The following is an 18,049-nucleotide window of genomic DNA, read 5'->3' as shown; positions in this document are numbered from 1 at the left end:
TGGGGCGACCTCGGGAGGTTCAGTCGCGATGCGAGCGAACGTGGGCGACCAGTTGCTGACGCACGGCCGGGTCGTGGGCCGGGGGGCCCGTGTCGCAGTGATCGTCGAGGTACTGGGCCCCAACGGGGCGCCGCCGTACCGGGTGCGGTTCGAGGACGGGCACGAGACGGTGATGTCGCCGGGGCCGGACACGGTGGTACGGGGACGGCAGGGGCCGGGACAGTAGCGGCGCGCCTTGGGTGGCCGTGGTGCGGGACCGGTCGCCGACCGCGCCCACCGGCCGGAGCAGACACTCGCAGGTGCCGTGCCCCTCCTCGGCCGGAACGCAGCGCCCGGAGCCTACTCCCCGTCCAGCATCCTGCGGAACAACCCCCGGATCTCCTCCTCCAGCTCCGGCGCCGGCCCCTCCACCACGATGCCCGGCACCACCCGGTGCACGGGGAGAATCGTCACGGGCGGCTTCTCCGCGCCCCACTCGCCCAGCCACCCCATCAGCTGCTCGGAGGAGCTGGCGTACGAGATACGGCCCAGCCCGACCCAGCCGTGGGCGGCGGCGCACATGGTGCAGTGCTCGCTGGACGTGTAGACGGTCGCGGCCCGCCGCTCCTCGGGCGTCAGGTGCGCGGCCGCCCAGCGGGCGAGCGCGAACTCGGGGTGCTGGGTGGCATCGCCGCCGCCGACCCGGTTGTGATCCTCGGCGAGCACGGTGCCATCGCCGCCGACGAGCACCGAACCGAACGGCTGGTGGCCCGCCGCCAGGGCCTCCGACGCGAGCTGTACGCAGCGACGCAGGTGGACGAGTTCGCTCTGTTCCGTCATGAGGTCTCCGGGTGCGCGGTGCCGCAGTGATCAACTCAGTGGATGGTAGCCGCCCTTGAGGCTACGGTGGCCGCACCCCACCCCGACGTACGGAGCCCCCTCGACATGCCCCAACCGCCGCCCGACGTGCCGCACCCCGAGGTCATCAGGACCGACCGGCTCGACCTCCTCCCGCTCGCCGTCGAGCACGCCACCGAGATGACCGGGGTCCTCGCCGACCCCGCCCTGCACGCCTTCATCGGCGGCGAACCGCTCTCCGCCGACGCCCTGCGCGCACGCTACGAGCGCCTGGTGCGCGGCACACCGGACCCGTCCGCGGGCCGGTTCAACTGGGTGGTCCGGCTGCGCGACGAAGGGTGCCTGGCGGGCACGGTGCAAGCGACGACCGCGGACGGACACGCGGAAGTCTCGTGGGTGCTCGGGACGGCATGGCAGGGACGCGGCCTCGCAGCGGAGGCCGCGCGCGGGCTGGTGGGGTGGCTGTCCGCACATACCGGCATCATCGAGGTGCGCGCACACATCCACCCGGACCACCACGCCTCGGCGGCCGTCGCCGGGTCGGCGGGTCTGTCGCCCTCGGGGCAGTGGCAGAACGGCGAGCGACGCTGGACACGGAACACCCGTTCCGACGCCGTGTCCCCCGCGGCGTCCGAGGCGACTGCCCGCGCGGTGGCCGCAACCCTGTCCGCGACCGCCACCTCCCCCGAAGCCACGCCCGACGCGAGTGCCCGCGCGGTGGTTGCAGCCCCCTCGGGTTCCGTCGCCCCCGCCCTGCCCGAGACCGTCGTGAGCACCGGCCGGATTGGCGGGCTGCGCCCCGCCCCCGGTGTGCGCGCCTTCCTCGGGATCCCGTACGCCGCTCCTCCGTTCGGCCCGCGCCGCTTCCGGTCGCCGCAGCCGCCCGAGCCCTGGGACGGCGTGCGGGACTGCACCGCCTTCGGGCCCGTCTGCCCGCAGTCGGCGGAGCTGCCCGGCGCGCCCTCCTGGTCACTGGGCGAGGAGGACGTACTGAGTCTCAACGTCTGGGCGCCGGAGAGGAGGTCCCGGGACGGGCGGCAGCCGGAGACGCTCCCCGTGCTCGTCTGGATCCACGGCGGCGCCTACACCTTCGGCTCCTCCGCCCAGCCCGACTTCGACGGCACGGCACTGGCCCGTGCCGGGCTGGTGGTGGTCACGGTCAACTACCGGCTCGGCTTCGAAGGCTTCGGGCACATCCCCGGGGGAGGGGCCGCTCACCCGGACAACCGCGGCCTCCTCGACCAGGCCGCCGCCCTGCGCTGGGTCCGTGCGAACATCGCGTCCTTCGGCGGCGACCCGCAGCGCGTCACCGTCGCCGGCCAGTCCGCCGGGGCCACCTCCGCGACCTGTCTGATGCTGATGGACGAGGCCCGCGGGCTCTTCCGGCGGGCCGTCGCGCACAGCGCCGTGGGACCGTGCTTCTCGCCCGGCACGGCGACCGAGTACACCCGGCGGATCGCCGCCGCGGCCGGCGTCCCCGCCACCGCCGAAGGGCTGCTCGCCGCCTCCGCGCAGGACCTGGTCGCCGCCTCGGACGCGGTCGTCGAGTCCCTCCGCAGGGATCCCGGCTCCGGTGCGGCGCACTACGACCCCGTCCTGTACGGGCCGGTCGCCGACGGCACGGTCCTGCCCGCCGACCCTTTGGCGGCCCTGGCCTCGCCCGCCGCCGCGGAGATCGACCTGCTGGTCTGCCACACCACCGAGGAATTCTGGCTGATGGACGCCGTCGACGGCTGCGCGAAAGTCACCACCGAAGCCGAACTCGCGACCTTCCAGGCCGATTTCCGCCTCCCGGACGCGCTCGTCGACGCATACCGCTGCCGCCTGCCGGACGCGCCCGTCCTCGACGTCTACCTGGCCCTCCTCGGCGACCTGACGTTTGCCGAGTACAGCAACCGGGTCGCCGACGCCCACACCCGCGCCGGAGGGCGCACCCACCTCTCCCGCTTCGCCCGCACCCGCAGCGACGCCGCGGGCCGTCCCCTCGTGCGCGCCTGGCACTGCGCCGACGTCCCCTTCGCCTTCGGCACCCACCGCGACCCGCGTCTGGAGTTCCTCGTGGGCGGTCCGCCCACCCGCGCCGACGACGAGCTGTCCGCCCGGCTCATCCGCACCTGGGCGGACTTCGCGGCCACCGGGGATCCGGGCTGGCAGCTCCATGACGGTACGGACGCGGGGCCGGTACGGATCTGGGGCGCCCCCACGGCGAGCGCCCCGCCGCGCGCCCTGTGGCGCGAGGTGGACTACGCGCCCGTCACGTGGGACCTGGTGTCCCGTACCGGCGGCTCGGCGTCCGTCGCGGGCTCCGACGTGATCGCGCCCGCCGAGGACGGGCGCAGCGCCCCGGTCAGCGGCTTCCCGGACCGCGTACCGGGAGCCTGACCGCCGGTACGCCCGCCGGTCGGCGACGGAGTCCGCGGTGGGGCGGGGACGAAGGTCCAGGGCCGTCCCCGTGCCCGTACGCAGGCACATCGACCGCCCCGCACCCCGCTGCCCGCCCCCGCTCCCACCCGACCCCCTGCACGAGATATCTTGACGTCAAGCAATGTTGCAGACGTGGAGCGGAGTACCCGGTGACTGACTCGACCATCATCTATACGCACACCGACGAGGCCCCGGCCCTCGCGACGTATTCGTTCCTGCCCGTCGTGAAGGCCTACGCCTCCACGGCCGGTGTCACGGTGGAGCGCCGTGACATCTCCCTGGCGGGCCGCATCATCGCGAGCTTCCCCGAGCGCCTCAAGGAGGAGCAGCGTATCGATGACGCGCTCGCCGAGCTCGGCGCGCTGGCCAAGACGCCCGGCGCCAACATCATCAAGCTGCCCAACATCTCGGCCTCGATCCCGCAGCTGAAGGCCGCGATCGCGGAGCTCCAGGAGCAGGGCTACGCCCTCCCGGACTACCCGGACGACCCGCGGACCGACGAGGACAAGGACGTCCGCGCCCGGTACGACAAGGTCAAGGGCAGTGCCGTCAACCCGGTCCTGCGCGAGGGCAACTCCGACCGCCGCGCCCCCGCCTCGGTCAAGAACTACGCCAAGGCCCACCCGCACCGCATGGGCAAGTGGACCCCGGACTCGAAGACGAACGTCGCCACCATGGGCGCCGACGACTTCCGCTCCACCGAGAAGTCCGCCGTGATCGCCGAAGAGGGCTCGCTCCGCATCGAGCTGATCGGCAACGACGGCGTCACCACCGTCCTGCGCGAGTCGGTCCCCGTCCTCGCGGGCGAGGTCGTCGACGCCTCGGTCATGCGCGTCGCCGCGCTGCGCGAGTTCTTCACCGCACAGCTGGCCCGCGCCAAGTCCGAGGGTGTGTTGTTCTCCGTACACCTCAAGGCCACGATGATGAAGGTCTCCGACCCGATCATCTTCGGCCACGCCGTCCGCGCCTTCTTCCCGAAGACCTTCGCGAAGTACGGCGAGGCGCTCATCGCGGCCGGTCTCACCCCGAACGACGGCCTCGGCGGCATCTACAAGGGCCTGGAGTCCATCCCGCACATCGGCGAGGAGATCAAGGCCTCCTTCGACGCCGAGCTCGCCGAGGGCCCGGCCCTCGCGATGGTCGACTCCGACAAGGGCATCAGCAACCTGCACGTGCCGTCCGACGTCATCGTCGACGCCTCCATGCCGGCCATGATCCGCACCTCCGGCCACATGTGGGGCCCGGACGGCAACGAGGCCGACACCCTCGCCGTCCTTCCGGACTCCTCCTACGCGGGCATCTACCAGGTCGTCATCGACGACTGCCGCGCCAACGGCGCCTTCGACCCGGCGACCATGGGCTCCGTCCCGAACGTCGGTCTGATGGCGCAGAAGGCCGAGGAGTACGGCAGCCACGACAAGACCTTCGAGATCCCGGCCGCCGGCACCGTGCGCGTCGTCGACGCCGAGGGCAACGCCGTCCTGGAGCAGGCCGTCGGCGCCGGCGACATCTTCCGGATGTGCCAGACCAAGGACCTCCCGATCCAGGACTGGGTCAAGCTGGCCGTCACCCGCGCCCGTGCCACCGGTGTCCCGGCGATCTTCTGGCTGGACGAGACCCGCGCCCACGACGCGCAGCTCATCACCAAGGTCGAGAAGTACCTCGCCGACCACGACACGGACGGCCTGACGATCGAGATCATGGCGCCGGAGAAGGCCATCGCCTACTCCCTGGAGCGCATCCGCCGCGGCGAGGACACCATCTCGGTGACCGGCAACGTGCTCCGCGACTACCTCACGGACCTCTTCCCGATCCTGGAGCTGGGCACCAGCGCCAAGATGCTGTCCGTGGTCCCGCTGATGAACGGCGGCGGCCTCTTCGAGACGGGCGCCGGCGGCTCCGCCCCGAAGCACGTCCAGCAGCTCGTGAAGGAAAACTACCTCCGCTGGGACTCGCTCGGCGAGTTCCTGGCGCTGGCCGTCTCCTTCGAGCACCTCGCCACCACGACGGGCAACGCGCGCGCCCAGGTGCTCGCCGACACCCTGGACCGCGCCACGGGCACCTTCCTGAACGAGGACAAGTCCCCGAGCCGCAAGCTCGGCGGCATCGACAACCGCGGCAGTCACTTCTACCTCGCCCTGTACTGGGCGCAGGAGCTGGCCCGGCAGACGTCCGACACCCAGTTGGCGGAGGCCTTCGGCCCGGTCGCCAAGGCGCTCGCCGAGCAGGAGGAGACCATCGTCGCCGAGCTCGTCGCGGTGCAGGGCTCCCCGGCCGACATCGGCGGCTACTACCAGCCGGACGCCGCGAAGTCCGAGGCGATCATGCGTCCGTCGAAGACGCTGAACCAGACGCTTTCGCTCCTCGCCTGACGCATCGTCAGTCGTAGACGCAACTGTGGGACGGGGCTGCCCCGGCCGGTATTCCACCGGCCGGGGCAGCCCTTTTTTCGTTGCGGGGTGGCGGCGAGGCGGGCGGGGGACGGCGGGGCGTGGGGCGGGGTGGAGGGTGCACCGTCCGGTGGGCCGCCCCCTTGCCCGCCCGTTCCGCCCCCGGGGGCGGCCCCGCCGCCCAAAAGGGGGGCTATGGGGGGTGGGGAGGTCCCGCCGCCCAAGGGGGCTACGGGGGCCCTGCCGGCCAGGGGCTACGAAGGTACGGGGCGCGGCCCCGCCCGCCGACTGCGCCAGCGGCCGGGATGCAGTGCGGGCGCTCTCAGCGGGCGCCCCGGGGCAGCACGAGCGCGTCGAGCACCCGGCGCATCGTCCGCCGGAACACCGCCGCCCCGACGCCGGCGGCCTCCGTCGTCGCCTGCGCGGCGTCGGCCTGCCCGGCCTGCCCGATCTGCCCGGCCAGTGCGGCCGCCAGGTGCGGGTGCTCCCCTCCGGCGGCTGCACTGCTGAGGTACGCCGCCTGTGCCGCCCGCCGTCCGGCGTCCGGTACGGGGTCCTGCTGTTCCGTACGCGCGAACTGCGCGACCAGCGCGTTCATCACGGCGACCACCTCCAGCTGAACCGGCCCCGGCAGCCCGGCCGGCGCGAGGGCCCGCAGCGCGTACTCCAGGTACGCCAGCCCGCACGGCCCGAGCCGGAGCGGCTCCGGTGGCACGTCGGCCAGCCAGCGGTGCCGCAGCAGGACGGCCCTGGTGCGGTCCGCCAGGCCCAGCAGATCCTCGGCGGGGTCACCGGACAGAGGGACACTCAGGTCGGTTTCGCCTGTCACCCGGTCCGTCATGAGGTCGAGCAGATCGTCGCGCCCGGCGAGATAGCGGTAGAGGGACGACTGCCCCACACCCAACTCGCGGGCGATCCGGCGCATCGACACCGCCGCGAGTCCCTCCCGGTCCGCGAGGGCGACGGCCGCCGCCGCCAGTTCCGTACGGCTGTGCCCGGCGGCCGGGCCCCGCGCTCCGCGCTCGGGGCGCATCCACACACTGACCGGCTGCTGCGTCACCTCGTCCACCCGCCCGTTCCGCCCTTCCGGCCTTCCCCGTTCAGGGTGCGCGCCCCTACTATAAAACTGCGAACACCGATCGCAGTAACAGGGAGGTCCCGATGTCCACGTCCCCCGCCCCCCTCTGGGGTCCCACCCGCTTCGCCGAGAACGGCCCCGTCCGGGTCGCGTTCGACGCCCTGGCCGAAGGCGCGGACGGCGAGCCGCTGCTCATCGCCACCGGCCTCGGCGCCAACCGCCACTGGGTACCGGACGGGTTGTGCCGGATGCTCGCCGCGGAGGGCTTCGCCGTCGCCCGGTACGACCAGCGCGACGGCGGCGAGTCGACCCACCTGCCGCCATCGCCGACCGCCGCCCGCAACCCGATCTCCGCACTGCTCGCCAAAGGCTCCGGCCGCGGCCTTGCCCCGTACACGGCCGAGGACATGGCGGACGACGCGGTCGCCGTCATGAACGACCTGGGCTGGAGGTCCGCGCACCTGGTGGGCGTCTCGCTCGGCGGCGCCGTCGTCCAACGCGTCGCTCTGCGGCACCCGGACCGCGTCCGTACGCTCACCACCGTGAGTGCCGTCCCCGGCGACGTCGCCGGGCTGCGGGCGCTGCGGTACGTACGGCTGGGCACCCTGGCGAAGTTCGCCCGCCTGAAGTTTCCCGACACGCGCGAAGGGACGATCGAGGCGGGCGTCGCCGTGTCCCGCCTCCTCGCCTCCCCGCACCGCCCCTTCGACGAGCGGGCGGCCCGCGCCGCCGCCGAGGGCAACGCGGACCGGGGCATCCACGACCAACAGGCCCAGAGCCGGCAGATCGGCGCGCGCTGGCACGGCCCGCCGATCAGCGCCGTCGCCCGGCCGACCCTCGTGCTCCACGGCGCGGACGACCCGCTCATCAAGCTCCGTGCGGGCAGGGTCGTCGCCGCCCGCATCCCGGGCGCTCGCCTGCTCGTGCTGCCCGACGTCGGCCACGAACTGCCCGAACCCGCCTGGCCCGTCCTCGCTGCGGAAATCCGCAAGCACGCCGCCGACAGCGCACCCCGGACGCCCGGGGCCACGCCGGGAGGGCGGGAGAGGTGAGTTCCGCGCGCGGACCTCGCCGGCTTCGATCCCGGACCGGTCGGGAGCCGGACGTCCGACGCGCACGTCCGGGAACCCGTCCACCGGCCCGCTCTGCCCGCCCGCGCCCGGGACCCGTGCCGTGCGGCCTGCCGCGGAGAGCGGTACCGGGCGGTCAGTGCGCGTCGCGCAGTCGCAGGAGGTACGTCGCGGTCAGCGCGACGGCACGGTCCTCGTCGTACGTCAGCTCCACAAGGGCACGTGACGCCGTCGGCCCCGGGACGTCCGCCAGCGCCTGGGTCAGGCGTCCGCGCGAGGACGCGTCCGTGGCCCGGTGGGACAGGCGGCCGACGAGATCGCCCGCGATGCGCTCCGCCGTCGCCGCGTCGCGCGCCGCGAGCATGCTCAGCGCGTCGGCGGCATCGGTGTCGTTCCTGCCCGCCACGACCATGTCGACCAGCGTCGGCACCGCGTCGGCGACCCCCCGTGCCGCGAGGGCGGGCGCCGCGTGTCCGCGCACCACCGGGTCGGGGTGCGCCAGCGCGTCCCGCAGTCGCGCGGCGGCCTCGGCGCCGGGCAGTGCGGCGAGGGCCCGGACGGCGCGTTCGCGCACGGGCGCCACCGGCGAACCGAGAGCCTCCGCCAGCAGCGCCGGACCGTCTCCGGCCGCACGTGCGAGCGCCCAGCGCAGGGCCCCGGCGACGCTCGGGTCCTTCTCCGCCAGGGCGGCCTCGACCAGGGCCTCCACCGGTGCGGCGCCGGCCGGCGCGGCGGAGGACGCCGAGGACAGGGCCGCACGCTGGCGCGCGGCGGGACTCGTCGAACCCAGCGCCCGCAGGAGCGACACCACCTTCAGGACGTCCTCCCAGCCGGCAGGCTCCGCACTGTCGATCCGGTGCAGCCGCGTCAGCAGCTCCGTCTCCGCAGCGATGCGTTCGCGGGTCCGGCGGACGAGGTCGCCGACGAGTGCCGAGGGCGTGAAACCGGGGTCGTCGAGGGCGCGCCCGACCTCCCGCAGCGACAGGCCCAGCGATCGCAGGCTCTCGACGTGCAGGATCCGGCGGATGTCCGCGTCCGCGTACTCCCGGTACCCGGAAACCGTGCGCCCCGAGGGCCGCACCAGCCCGAGCGACTCGTAGTGCCGGAGCATGCGGGCACTGACCCCGGACCGCCGCGCCACCTCACCGATCAACACACCCTCATCGTCCCCTCTCGCCGTCCCCGGCGTTCCCGCGGAGAACCCCGCACCCACCGTCCCCGCCGAGACACCCCCGACTTCGCTCCGGCCGCGCCCCTCGGCCCCCACCGCTTCGGCCGATAACCTCAGCCTTCCTCCTCCCCGTCGGGATCCCCCGTCCCGCCCGGCGCCATGAACCTCAGCGCCTCCGCGACCGCGCTCTCGAATCCCGCCTCCGGGTCACGCAGCAGGCGCTGCGTGGCGAGTGCGTGCGCGCGCACGTCCGGGTCGGCGGTCGTCCTCGCCGCCGTACGCACCGCCGGAACCATCGCTTCGCCGAGCGCGACCAGTGCCCGGCTGAGGCTCAGCCGCGTGTCCCGCCCGCCCCGGCCGAGCTGCGTCGCCAGCACCGCGGCGAGGCCTGTCTCCCCGCCTTCCGGTACGAGCACGACCGCGGCCCGCCAGGCGCTGCGTGCCACCTCGTCGTCGGCGTCGCACAGAAGCTCCCGCGTGAGGGCCGGCCAGGCGCGCCGGTCCCCGATCTTGGACAGCGTGTGCAGCGCCTGACTCCGTGCCTGCCCACGCTCCGACGCCACCTCGGCCACCAGCGCGGGCAGCGTCACGGAGACCGGATGCCGGGTGAGGGCCCAGGTCAGCATGTCCCGTACGAGAAACTCGGGCTCGCTCGCGCACCGCTCGACGAGCGGTTCGACGAAGCGCGGGTCGGGCGTCGAACCGATCGCCAGGGCCGCCCGCAGCCTTACGGACGCACGCTCGTCGTCCAGTGCCCGGAGCGCTCGCGCCGCCGGCGTGTCCTCTTCCGTGGCCGTCATCGTGACCACCTCCTCGCCGAGCAGTGAAAACCTTGTCATCGTGTCAAGGTCAACCGGAGCGCCTCAGCCCCCCCAAGTCTTTGCATAAACCTGCGTGGATACGTATAGTCATGCCATCGGCGAGGAGGGTTTTCGATGGTGGTACGGGCAGCAGTGGCAGGCGCGAGCGGATATGCGGGAGGTGAACTCCTGCGCTTCCTCCTCGCGCACCCCGGCGTACGGATCGGCGCGCTGACCGGGCACTCCAACGCGGGCCAGCGGCTCGGGGCCCTGCAGCCGCACCTCGGGCCGCTCGCGGACCGTGTCCTGGAGCCGACCACGGCCGACGTGCTCGCCGGCCACGACGTCGTCTTCCTCGCGCTGCCGCACGGCCAGTCCGCCGCGGTGGCCGAGCAGCTCGGCGAAGAGGTACTGGTCGTGGACATGGGTGCCGACTTCCGGCTGACGGACGCGGCGGACTGGGAGGCGTTCTACGGTTCCCCGCACGCCGGGACGTGGCCGTACGGTCTGCCCGAACTGCCCGGTGCGCGCGCCGCGCTGGAAGGGACCAGGCGCATCGCGGTGCCCGGCTGCTACCCGACGGCCGTCACCCTCGGTCTCTTCCCCGCGTACGCGGCCCGTCTCGCGGAGCCGGAAGCGGTGATCGTCGCCGCGTCCGGCACGTCCGGCGCGGGCAAGGCGGTCAAGCCGCACCTGCTGGGCTCCGAGGTCATGGGTTCCATGTCCCCGTACGGCGTGGGCGGCAGCCACCGGCACACCCCCGAGATGATCCAGAACCTCAGCGCCGTCGCGGGGGAGCGGGTCACCGTCTCCTTCACGCCGACGCTGGCCCCCATGCCCCGCGGCATCCTCGCCACCAGCAGCGCGAAGGCGAGGCCCGGAGCGACGTACGAGGCCGTCCGGGCCGCCTACGAGAAGGCCTACGCGGGCGAGCCGTTCGTCACGCTGCTGCCCGAGGGGCAGTGGCCGGCGACCGCCTCCGTGTACGGGTCCAACGCCGTACAGATCCAGGTCGCACACGACACCGCCGCACACCGCATCGTGGTCGTCAGCGCGATCGACAACCTCGCCAAAGGCACCGCCGGCGGCGCGGTGCAGAGCATGAACATCGCCCTCGGACTGGACGAGTCCGCAGGACTTTCCTCGATTGGAGTCGCACCGTGAGCGTCACGGCAGCACAGGGATTCACCGCGGCGGGCATCGCCGCGGGAATCAAGGCCAACGGCAACCCGGACCTGGCCCTCGTGGTCAACACCGGGCCGCGCCGAGCCGCCGCGGGCGTCTTCACCTCCAACCGCGTCAAGGCCGCCCCGGTCCTCTGGTCCGAACAGGTCGTCAAGGGCGGCGAGATCTCCGCCGTCGTCCTCAACTCCGGCGGCGCCAACGCCTGTACGGGCCCCCAGGGTTTCCAGGACACCCATGCGACCGCCGAGAAGGTCGCCGAGGTCCTCAGCGCGGCCGGCACGGAGACCGGCGCGGGCGAGGTCGCCGTCGCGTCCACCGGACTCATCGGCATCCTGCTCCCCATGGACAAGCTGCTCCCCGGCATCGGGACGGCCGCCGCCGAACTCTCCGCGCACGGCGGCGAGAAGGCCGCCATCGCCATCAAGACCACGGACTCCGTCCACAAGACCGCGGTCGCGGAGGGCACCGGCTGGACCGTCGGCGGCATGGCCAAGGGCGCGGGCATGCTCGCCCCCGGCCTGGCCACCATGCTCGTCGTGCTGACCACCGACGCGGACGTGGAGGCCTCCGTGCTCGACCGCGCGCTGCGCGACGCCACCCGGCAGACCTTCGACCGGGTCGACTCCGACGGCTGCATGTCGACCAACGACACCGTGCTGCTGCTCGCCTCCGGTGCGTCCCACATCACGCCCGGCTACGACGAGTTCGCCGCGGCCGTCCGTACCGTCTGCGACGACCTCGCCCGTCAGCTCATCGGCGACGCCGAGGGCGCCAGCAAGGACATCCGGATCGAGGTGATCAACGCGGCCAGCGAGGACGACGCCGTCGAGGTCGGCCGGTCCATCGCCCGCAACAACCTCCTCAAGTGCGCCCTGCACGGCGAGGACCCCAACTGGGGCCGGGTGCTCTCCGCCATCGGCACCACGAAGGCCGCCTTCGACCCGGACGCGCTCAACGTCGCCATCAACGGCGTGTGGGTCTGCAAGAAGGGCTCCGTCGGGGACGACCGTGACCTCGTCGACATGCGCTACCGCGAGATCAGGATCACCGCGGACCTCGCCGAGGGCTCCGAGTCCGCCGTCATCTGGGCGAACGACCTCACCGCCGACTACGTCCACGAGAACAGCGCGTACTCCTCATGAGCACCGGACCGAGCAACCCCGCCGCGAGCAGCACGCGCAAGCACACCGCCCTGCCCAAGGCGCAGATCCTCATCGAGGCCCTGCCCTGGCTCACCCGCCACCAGGGCAAGACCGTCGTCATCAAGTTCGGCGGCAACGCCATGGTCGACGAGGACCTCAAGGCGGCCTTCGCCCAGGACGTCGTCTTTCTGCACCACGCCGGCCTCAAGCCCGTCGTCGTGCACGGCGGCGGCCCCCAGATCAGCAGGCAGCTCGACGCCGCGGGCATCGTCAGCGAGTTCAAGGCCGGCCTGCGCGTCACCACGCCGGAGGCCATGGACGTCGTACGGATGGTCCTCGCGGGCCAGGTGCAGCGCGAACTGGTCGGGCTGCTCAACCAGCACGGCCCGCTCGCCGTCGGCCTCACCGGCGAGGACGCCCACACCATCACCGCCACCCAGCACTTCCCGCAGATCGACGGCACGGCCGTGGACATCGGCCGGGTCGGCGAAATCACCGCGATCGACACGGGCGCCATCGAGGCGCTCCTGGCCGACGGCCGCATCCCGGTCGTCTCCTCGATCGCCCGCTCCCAGGACGACGGACATGTCTACAACGTCAATGCTGATACGGCGGCTGCGGCACTCGCTGCGGCGCTGGACGCCGAAACGCTGATGGTCCTCACCGACGTCGAGGGCCTCTACGAGGACTGGCCGAACAGCGACGACGTCATCAGCCGCCTCACCGCCACCGAGCTGGAGAAACTCCTGCCCGAGCTGGCCAGCGGCATGGTGCCCAAGATGCAGGGCTGCCTGCACGCGGTACGCAACGGAGTCACCACCGCCCGCGTCATCGACGGACGGGTCCCGCACTCCATCCTGCTGGAGATCTTCACGGACGAGGGCATCGGCACGATGGTCGTGCCGGACGCGCAGCACGCACAGGGGGAATCATGAGCAACGCCGACCTCACCGGGCGGTGGCAGAACGCACTGACCGACAACTACGGCACTCCGCAGCTCGCCCTCGTCCACGGCGAGGGCTCCCGGGTCCGGGACGCCGACGGTAGGCAATACGTCGATTTCGTCGGCGGCATCGCGGTCAACGCCCTCGGCCACGCGCACCCCGCGATCGTCGAAGCGGTCTCCCGCCAGATCGCCTCCCTCGGACACGTCTCCAACCTCTACGTCGCCGAGCCGCCCGTGGAGCTCGCCGAGAAGCTCGTCCAGGGCTCCGGACGCCCCGGCCGCGTCTACTTCTGCAACTCCGGCGCCGAAGCCAACGAAGCCGCCTTCAAGATCGGCAGGCTCACCGGCCGCGGCCACATGGTCGCCACCACCGGCGGCTTCCACGGCCGGACGATGGGCGCCCTCGCCCTCACCGGACAGCAGGGCAAGCGGGAACCCTTCCTCCCGCTTCCCGGCGACGTCACCCACGTACCGTACGGAGACGTCGACGCGCTCCGCGCGGCGGTCACCGAGGACACGGCGCTGCTGATCGTCGAGCCCATCCAGGGAGAGCTCGGTGTCGTCGTCCCGCCCCCCGGCTACCTGTTGGCCGCCCGCGAGATCACCCGCGCCACCGGCACCCTCCTGGTCCTCGACGAGGTCCAGACCGGCATCGGCCGCACCGGCCACTTCCTCGCCCACCAGGCAGAGGACGGCATCGACCCGGACGTCGTCACCCTCGCCAAGGGCCTCGGCGGCGGTCTCCCGCTCGGCGCGACGATCGCGTACGGCGAGGCCGCCGACCTCCTCAAGCCGGGCCACCACGGCTCCACCTTCGGCGGCAACCCCGTCGCCTGCGCCGCCGGAATCGCCGTCCTCGACACCCTGGCCGCCGACGGGCTCCTCGACGGGACCAAGCGCAAGGGCGAGAAACTCCGCGACGGAATCCAGTCACTCGGACACCCGTTGGTCTCCCACGTCAGGGGGGCGGGGCTGCTCCTGGGTATCGTCTTGACCGAGCCCCTCGCTCCCCAAGTGCAGCAGGCGGCTCAGGACGCCGGTTTCCTGGTGAACGCGCCCGCCCCCGATGTCGTACGGCTGATGCCCGCTCTGACCATCGAGGACGGCGTGCTGGACACCTTCCTGACGACCCTCCCCGGCATCCTCGACGAGGCGTACGCCGCAGCACACGGGGACCAACGATCCGGAGAATGACGCAGATGACCGAGGCCCAGGCGCGGGACAACGAACACGGCGGCAACGGCGGCCCCGCGGTACCGCAGACCCGGACCGCACGCCACCGCCGGATCGTGGACATCCTCAACCGGCAGCCGGTGCGCTCGCAGAGCCAGCTCGCCAAGCTCCTCAGCGACGACGGGCTGAGCGTCACCCAGGCGACGCTCAGCCGCGACCTCGACGAGCTCGGTGCGGTGAAGATCCGCAACACCGGCGGCGAACTGATCTACGCGGTTCCCAGCGAGGGCGGCTTCCGCACCCCGCAGGCCCCCCTCGGCGAGTCCGCCAAGGAGGAGCGGATGAGCCGCCTCGCCGCCGAACTCCTGATCTCGGCGGAGGCCTCGGCCAACCTCGTCGTCCTGCGCACCCCGCCGGGCGCCGCCCAGTTCCTGGCCTCCGCCATCGACCAGGCGGAACTGCGCGCCATCCTCGGCACCATCGCGGGCGACGACACGCTGATGCTGATCAGCCGCGACCCGGCGGGCGGCCAGGCCCTGGCCGACCACCTGCTGAGGCTGGCGCAGAAGGAGCGCTGAGCACCCGGAGGGGCGGGCGAGCGGTGCGGCGGGGGAGGCTCGCAGCACGGGGCGGCGGCAGGACCGTCGCAGGCCAGCCGCCGGCGACCGGGTCAGGGTCGGGCGAGCGCGGTCGTCCCGCCCTCGGTCCCGATCGCGAGGTGCGGCCGACGGGCCGGATCGGCCCAGGCCAGGATCCGCCGCATGGCCTCCCTCGGCACGGACACGCAACCGGCCGTCGCCCCGCGTCCGTTCACATGCAGGAAGATGCCCGCACCCCGGCCCCGTACCGGCTGCGCGTAGTTGAAGCCGACGACCAGCGCGTAGGCGTACTGCGTCCCGTAGGAGTCCAGTTTCTCGGCATCGCCCGGACGGCAGTCCTCCGGCAGCCCCTCCACCCACCGGTTGTACGAGAGGGAACCGTTGTCCTGGCACCACCAGGACTGCGGCCCGACCCGCCGGTAGCCGATCCGCGTCCCCTCCGGAGCCGCCTGCGTGCCGAATCCGTACGGCAGGTCGTACAGCCCGGTCGGCGTCGTGTCCGTGCCCTGCACCCGCCGGGCGCCCTCCACCAGCCCCTTCGCGCCGAACCGCGCCGGCGCGCGCCCCGCCTCGACCCAGTGCCCGCGCCGCCGGTCCCACCAGGTCACCGTGCCCGTGGTCGCGCGGAGGTCGGCGGCGACGGCGGTGATCAGCTGGCGCCCGCCGCCGGTGTCCGTCATCCGCGAGGGCAGCGGATCGGTGCCCGTACCGCCTCCGGCGAGAGCGACAACGGCCAGCAGAACGGAAGCGGCGGCGGTGCGCAGAAGGGTCACCCCCCGACGTTAAGCACTCTCACGCCCGCAACGGCGGAAGCGGCAACGGCAAGCCGGGCAGGCCGTCGATGCTCGTCGCGATGTCCTCCTTCTTCTCGAAGTACGCGGACAGCGACTCGTCGTCCTCACGTGCGAACCGGGAGCCGTGCAGCGTCCGGTCCTCGTCGTACGTCATGAACGGCACGGCGTACCCGCACGTGTCCCGGACCAGCTCCGCCGTGACCACGACGATCGCCCGCAGTCCGTTCTGCGAGACATCGAACCCGTCGAACCGAGCCAGCAGCTCCGTGAAGCGCGGGTCGTCCCGGAAGACAGCCTCCCCCTTCCCGTGCACCCGCACGATGTTCGGCGGCCCCTCGAAGGCGCACCACATGAGGGTGATCCGCCCGTTCTCCCGCAGGTGCGCAACCGTTTCGGCGTTGGAGCCCGCGAAGTCCAGGTACGCGACCGTGAGTTCGTCGAGCACCGCCCAGGAGCCCTTGAGGCCCTTGGGTGAGAGGTTGATGGTCCCGTCACCGGCGAGCGGCGCGGTGGCCGTGAAGAAGACCGGCTGCGCCTCGATGAAGCTGCGCAGCCGGCCCTCTATGCGTGCGTGAGTTTTTCCCATGGGCAGGATTATCCGCCCGCGACGATCTACAGGCAGGGGTTTTCGCCTGCCTCAGTGCCTCAGTGCCTCAGCGCCCGGGTGGCCGCGCGAGGGCGGTCCGGGGCTTTCTCCTCGGGCGCGGCGTTCTGTCCCTGCGGTGCCTCTTCCTCGGGCGCGGCGCTCTGCGGTGCTTCGCCGCAGGCGCGGCGCCCAGCGGCGACGCGCCCTGCCGCGCGATCGGCACGGACCCGCCGGCCGCGCCCGCGGACAGGCGCGCCGGAGCTCCGTGCAGGAGCCGGGCCAGGCGCCTCTTGAGGTTCACCCGGCGGAGCCTACGGTCGCCGCCCCGGCCGCCGAAAGCCGATCAGGCCCGTACGTTGAGCGTCTCGCTGTGCTTCTTCACCTCGTCGGGCGACAGGTACGCCTTCGTCCGCTCGAAGTCCTGGAGGGTTTTGGGCCGGTTGTCCTGGAAGTCCGTGCGGACGAAGTCGTCGCCGGCCACCGCGTTGAGGCCCCAGTTGACGAGTACCCGGGTGCGGGCCGTGAAGGTCGGCAGGGCCATGACGTGGTAGCCGCGGGCCACGACCTGGGCGGGCAGGCCGTGGAGTTCGACACCGAGGGGCTTGGAGACGGCGTCCGCGCCACCGAGGTCGACGACCAGGCCGAGGTCCTTGTGGATGTACGGCTTCAGCGGGGTGGCGGACATGCTCGCCACGATGTTGTCCGCGAGGACCTTGCCCTGGCGCTGCGCGTGCTGGGCGGTCGGCGGGCAGATCGCATCGCCGCCCTTGGCGACGTCCGGGACCGCCGCCACGTCGCCCGCCGCGTACAGGCCGGCGCAGCCGGGGACGGTCAGCTGGTTCGAGGTGATGATGCGACCGCGTACCGTCTCCGCCCCGAGCGTGGTGACCAGCGGCGACGCGGCGACGCCCGCGGTCCAGATGAGGGTGCGGGAGGGGAGGGTGCGCCCGTCGGTCAGCTTGACGGTGCTCTCGTCGACGGAGGCGACGGAGGTGCCGAGGGAGAACTCGATGCCGCGCTCGCGGAGCATCGCCATGGCTTTGACGCCGAGGCGGTCGCCGAGTTCGGGGAGGAGCCGGGGAGCGACGTCGACCAGGTGCCAGCGGAGTAGCGCGGGGTCCAGGCGGGGGTAGCGCTTGAGAGCGTTGGTGGTGAGGCGCTGCAGGCAGGCCGCCGTCTCCACGCCCGCGTAGCCGCCCCCCACGACCACGAACTGAAGCCGCGCCCGGCGCTCCTCCTCGTCGGTGGCGGCCGCCGCGAGGTCGAGCTGGGCGATCACGTGGTCGCGGATGTACGCGGCCTGGGCGAGCGTCTTCACGCCGAGCGCGTGATCCGTGAGGCCCGGGATGTCGAAGGTGCGGGTGGTGGAACCGGCGGCGATGACCAGATGGTCGTACGGCTTCACCGTCACCTCGCCCGTCGTCCGGCGCACGATGCAGACCTTGGCGGCCGCGTCGATGCCGATCGCCACCCCGGGCACGATCTTCGTACGGCGCAGGCGGCGGCGGAGCGAGACGGCGACCGACTGCGGGGTGAGGACGCCCGCCGCCACGTGGGGGAGGAGGGGCAGGTAGAGCTGGTAGTCCTGCGGGGACACCAGGATCAGTTCGGCATCGCGCGCGGAGAGCTTGCGCTCCAGCCGGTGCAGGCACTCGATCCCGACGAAGCCTGCGCCGACCACCACAATCCTCGGTCGCGTCATCGTGTCCACTGCTCCTTCGGTCCGGCGGGAAAACTCAGACGGCAATCTCAGAAATCGACTCCAGCTTCAGCTCTCCCTCGGCTGCCCGCTCGTTGGCGGACGATTCACCGGGCATCCGGGGGAGTCGGGAAAGCACTTTGACAAAACATACG

Annotated in this window: 16 protein-coding genes and 1 pseudogene; 10 read left to right on the top strand and 7 right to left on the bottom strand. The window is 72.7% G+C overall.

The genetic code is table 11. The features are described from left to right. Positions 1 to 28: 28 nt before the first annotated feature. Positions 29 to 226: a DUF1918 domain-containing protein gene (locus HNQ79_RS14025; protein WP_185030746.1), complete on the top strand. Its 198-nt coding sequence runs from the start codon at positions 29 to 31 to the stop codon at positions 224 to 226. A gap of 113 nt (positions 227 to 339) precedes the next feature. On the opposite strand, the gene HNQ79_RS14020 is transcribed toward HNQ79_RS14025, so the two are convergent. Next, positions 340 to 819: a nucleoside deaminase gene (locus tag HNQ79_RS14020; protein ID WP_185030744.1), complete on the bottom strand. Its 480-nt coding sequence runs from the start codon at positions 817 to 819 to the stop codon at positions 340 to 342. A gap of 42 nt (positions 820 to 861) precedes the next feature. Between HNQ79_RS14020 and HNQ79_RS33715 the strand changes: the two are divergent. The 3 genes and pseudogenes from HNQ79_RS33715 to HNQ79_RS14010 form a co-directional block, all read left to right on the top strand. Next, positions 862 to 1,377 (top strand): annotated as a pseudogene (locus HNQ79_RS33715) (GNAT family N-acetyltransferase); the annotation flags it as partial. A gap of 213 nt (positions 1,378 to 1,590) precedes the next feature. Then, positions 1,591 to 3,219, top strand: coding sequence for a carboxylesterase/lipase family protein (locus tag HNQ79_RS14015; protein ID WP_373312587.1), 1,629 nt, complete (start codon positions 1,591 to 1,593; stop codon positions 3,217 to 3,219). A gap of 191 nt (positions 3,220 to 3,410) precedes the next feature. Further along, positions 3,411 to 5,633 carry an NADP-dependent isocitrate dehydrogenase gene (locus HNQ79_RS14010; RefSeq protein ID WP_185030741.1) on the top strand — a complete coding sequence of 741 codons (2,223 nt, stop codon included), beginning with the start codon at positions 3,411 to 3,413 and terminating at the stop codon, positions 5,631 to 5,633. Positions 5,634 to 5,973: 340 nt separating this feature from the next. Here HNQ79_RS14010 and HNQ79_RS14005 read toward each other — a convergent pair whose 3' ends face one another. Then, entirely contained in the window at positions 5,974 to 6,684 is a 711-nt protein-coding gene (locus HNQ79_RS14005; protein ID WP_185031123.1) for a TetR/AcrR family transcriptional regulator, read from the bottom strand. Between the two features lie 128 nt (positions 6,685 to 6,812). Here HNQ79_RS14005 and HNQ79_RS14000 point away from each other — a divergent pair, with 128 nt between their 5' ends. Further along, positions 6,813 to 7,781: an alpha/beta fold hydrolase gene (locus HNQ79_RS14000; protein ID WP_185030739.1), complete on the top strand. Its 969-nt coding sequence runs from the start codon at positions 6,813 to 6,815 to the stop codon at positions 7,779 to 7,781. A gap of 154 nt (positions 7,782 to 7,935) precedes the next feature. On the opposite strand, the gene HNQ79_RS13995 is transcribed toward HNQ79_RS14000, so the two are convergent. Beyond that, positions 7,936 to 8,955 (bottom strand): MerR family transcriptional regulator, encoded by a 1,020-nt coding sequence (locus HNQ79_RS13995; RefSeq protein WP_185030737.1) that lies wholly within the window; start codon positions 8,953 to 8,955, stop codon positions 7,936 to 7,938. 128 nt (positions 8,956 to 9,083) lie between these two features. Further along, the gene (locus tag HNQ79_RS13990) at positions 9,084 to 9,809 is read right to left on the bottom strand and encodes a HEAT repeat domain-containing protein (protein ID WP_185030735.1); all 726 of its coding nucleotides are present in this window, start codon (positions 9,807 to 9,809) and stop codon (positions 9,084 to 9,086) included. 96 nt (positions 9,810 to 9,905) lie between these two features. On the opposite strand from HNQ79_RS13990, the gene argC reads away from it, so the two are divergent. From argC to HNQ79_RS13965, 5 genes are read left to right on the top strand one after another with little or no spacing between them, the layout of a single operon-like run. Then, positions 9,906 to 10,934 (top strand): N-acetyl-gamma-glutamyl-phosphate reductase, encoded by a 1,029-nt coding sequence (gene argC, locus HNQ79_RS13985; protein WP_185030733.1) that lies wholly within the window; start codon positions 9,906 to 9,908, stop codon positions 10,932 to 10,934. Continuing rightward, positions 10,931 to 12,097 carry a bifunctional glutamate N-acetyltransferase/amino-acid acetyltransferase ArgJ gene (gene argJ / locus HNQ79_RS13980; protein WP_185030731.1) on the top strand — a complete coding sequence of 389 codons (1,167 nt, stop codon included), beginning with the start codon at positions 10,931 to 10,933 and terminating at the stop codon, positions 12,095 to 12,097. Before argC ends, argJ begins: the two co-directional genes overlap by 4 nt. Next, a complete protein-coding gene (gene argB, locus HNQ79_RS13975) occupies positions 12,094 to 13,032 on the top strand; it encodes an acetylglutamate kinase (protein WP_185030729.1) in 939 nt (312 codons plus the stop codon). The genes argJ and argB overlap by 4 nt, the downstream gene beginning before the upstream one ends. Further along, entirely contained in the window at positions 13,029 to 14,237 is a 1,209-nt protein-coding gene (locus tag HNQ79_RS13970) for an acetylornithine transaminase (protein WP_185030727.1), read from the top strand. The genes argB and HNQ79_RS13970 overlap by 4 nt, the downstream gene beginning before the upstream one ends. Before the next feature lie 5 nt (positions 14,238 to 14,242). Continuing rightward, the gene (locus tag HNQ79_RS13965) at positions 14,243 to 14,794 is read left to right on the top strand and encodes an arginine repressor (protein ID WP_185031121.1); all 552 of its coding nucleotides are present in this window, start codon (positions 14,243 to 14,245) and stop codon (positions 14,792 to 14,794) included. Positions 14,795 to 14,886: 92 nt separating this feature from the next. Here the strand turns inward: HNQ79_RS13965 and HNQ79_RS13960 are convergent, their stop codons facing one another. The 3 genes from HNQ79_RS13960 to HNQ79_RS13950 form a co-directional block, all read right to left on the bottom strand. Continuing rightward, entirely contained in the window at positions 14,887 to 15,579 is a 693-nt protein-coding gene (locus tag HNQ79_RS13960; RefSeq protein WP_185031119.1) for a L,D-transpeptidase family protein, read from the bottom strand. Positions 15,580 to 15,607: 28 nt separating this feature from the next. Next, a complete protein-coding gene (locus HNQ79_RS13955; protein WP_185030725.1) occupies positions 15,608 to 16,195 on the bottom strand; it encodes a pyridoxamine 5'-phosphate oxidase family protein in 588 nt (195 codons plus the stop codon). Between the two features lie 343 nt (positions 16,196 to 16,538). Next, the gene (locus HNQ79_RS13950) at positions 16,539 to 17,897 is read right to left on the bottom strand and encodes an NAD(P)/FAD-dependent oxidoreductase (protein WP_185030723.1); all 1,359 of its coding nucleotides are present in this window, start codon (positions 17,895 to 17,897) and stop codon (positions 16,539 to 16,541) included. Positions 17,898 to 18,049: the final 152 nt, after the last annotated feature.

The organism is Streptomyces candidus (genome assembly GCF_014207445.1).
GTDB classification, from domain to species: Bacteria; Actinomycetota; Actinomycetes; order Streptomycetales; family Streptomycetaceae; genus Streptomyces; species Streptomyces candidus.
Note: the sequence above shows the minus strand (reverse complement) of the source record. Positions and strands in the feature narration are given on the sequence as shown.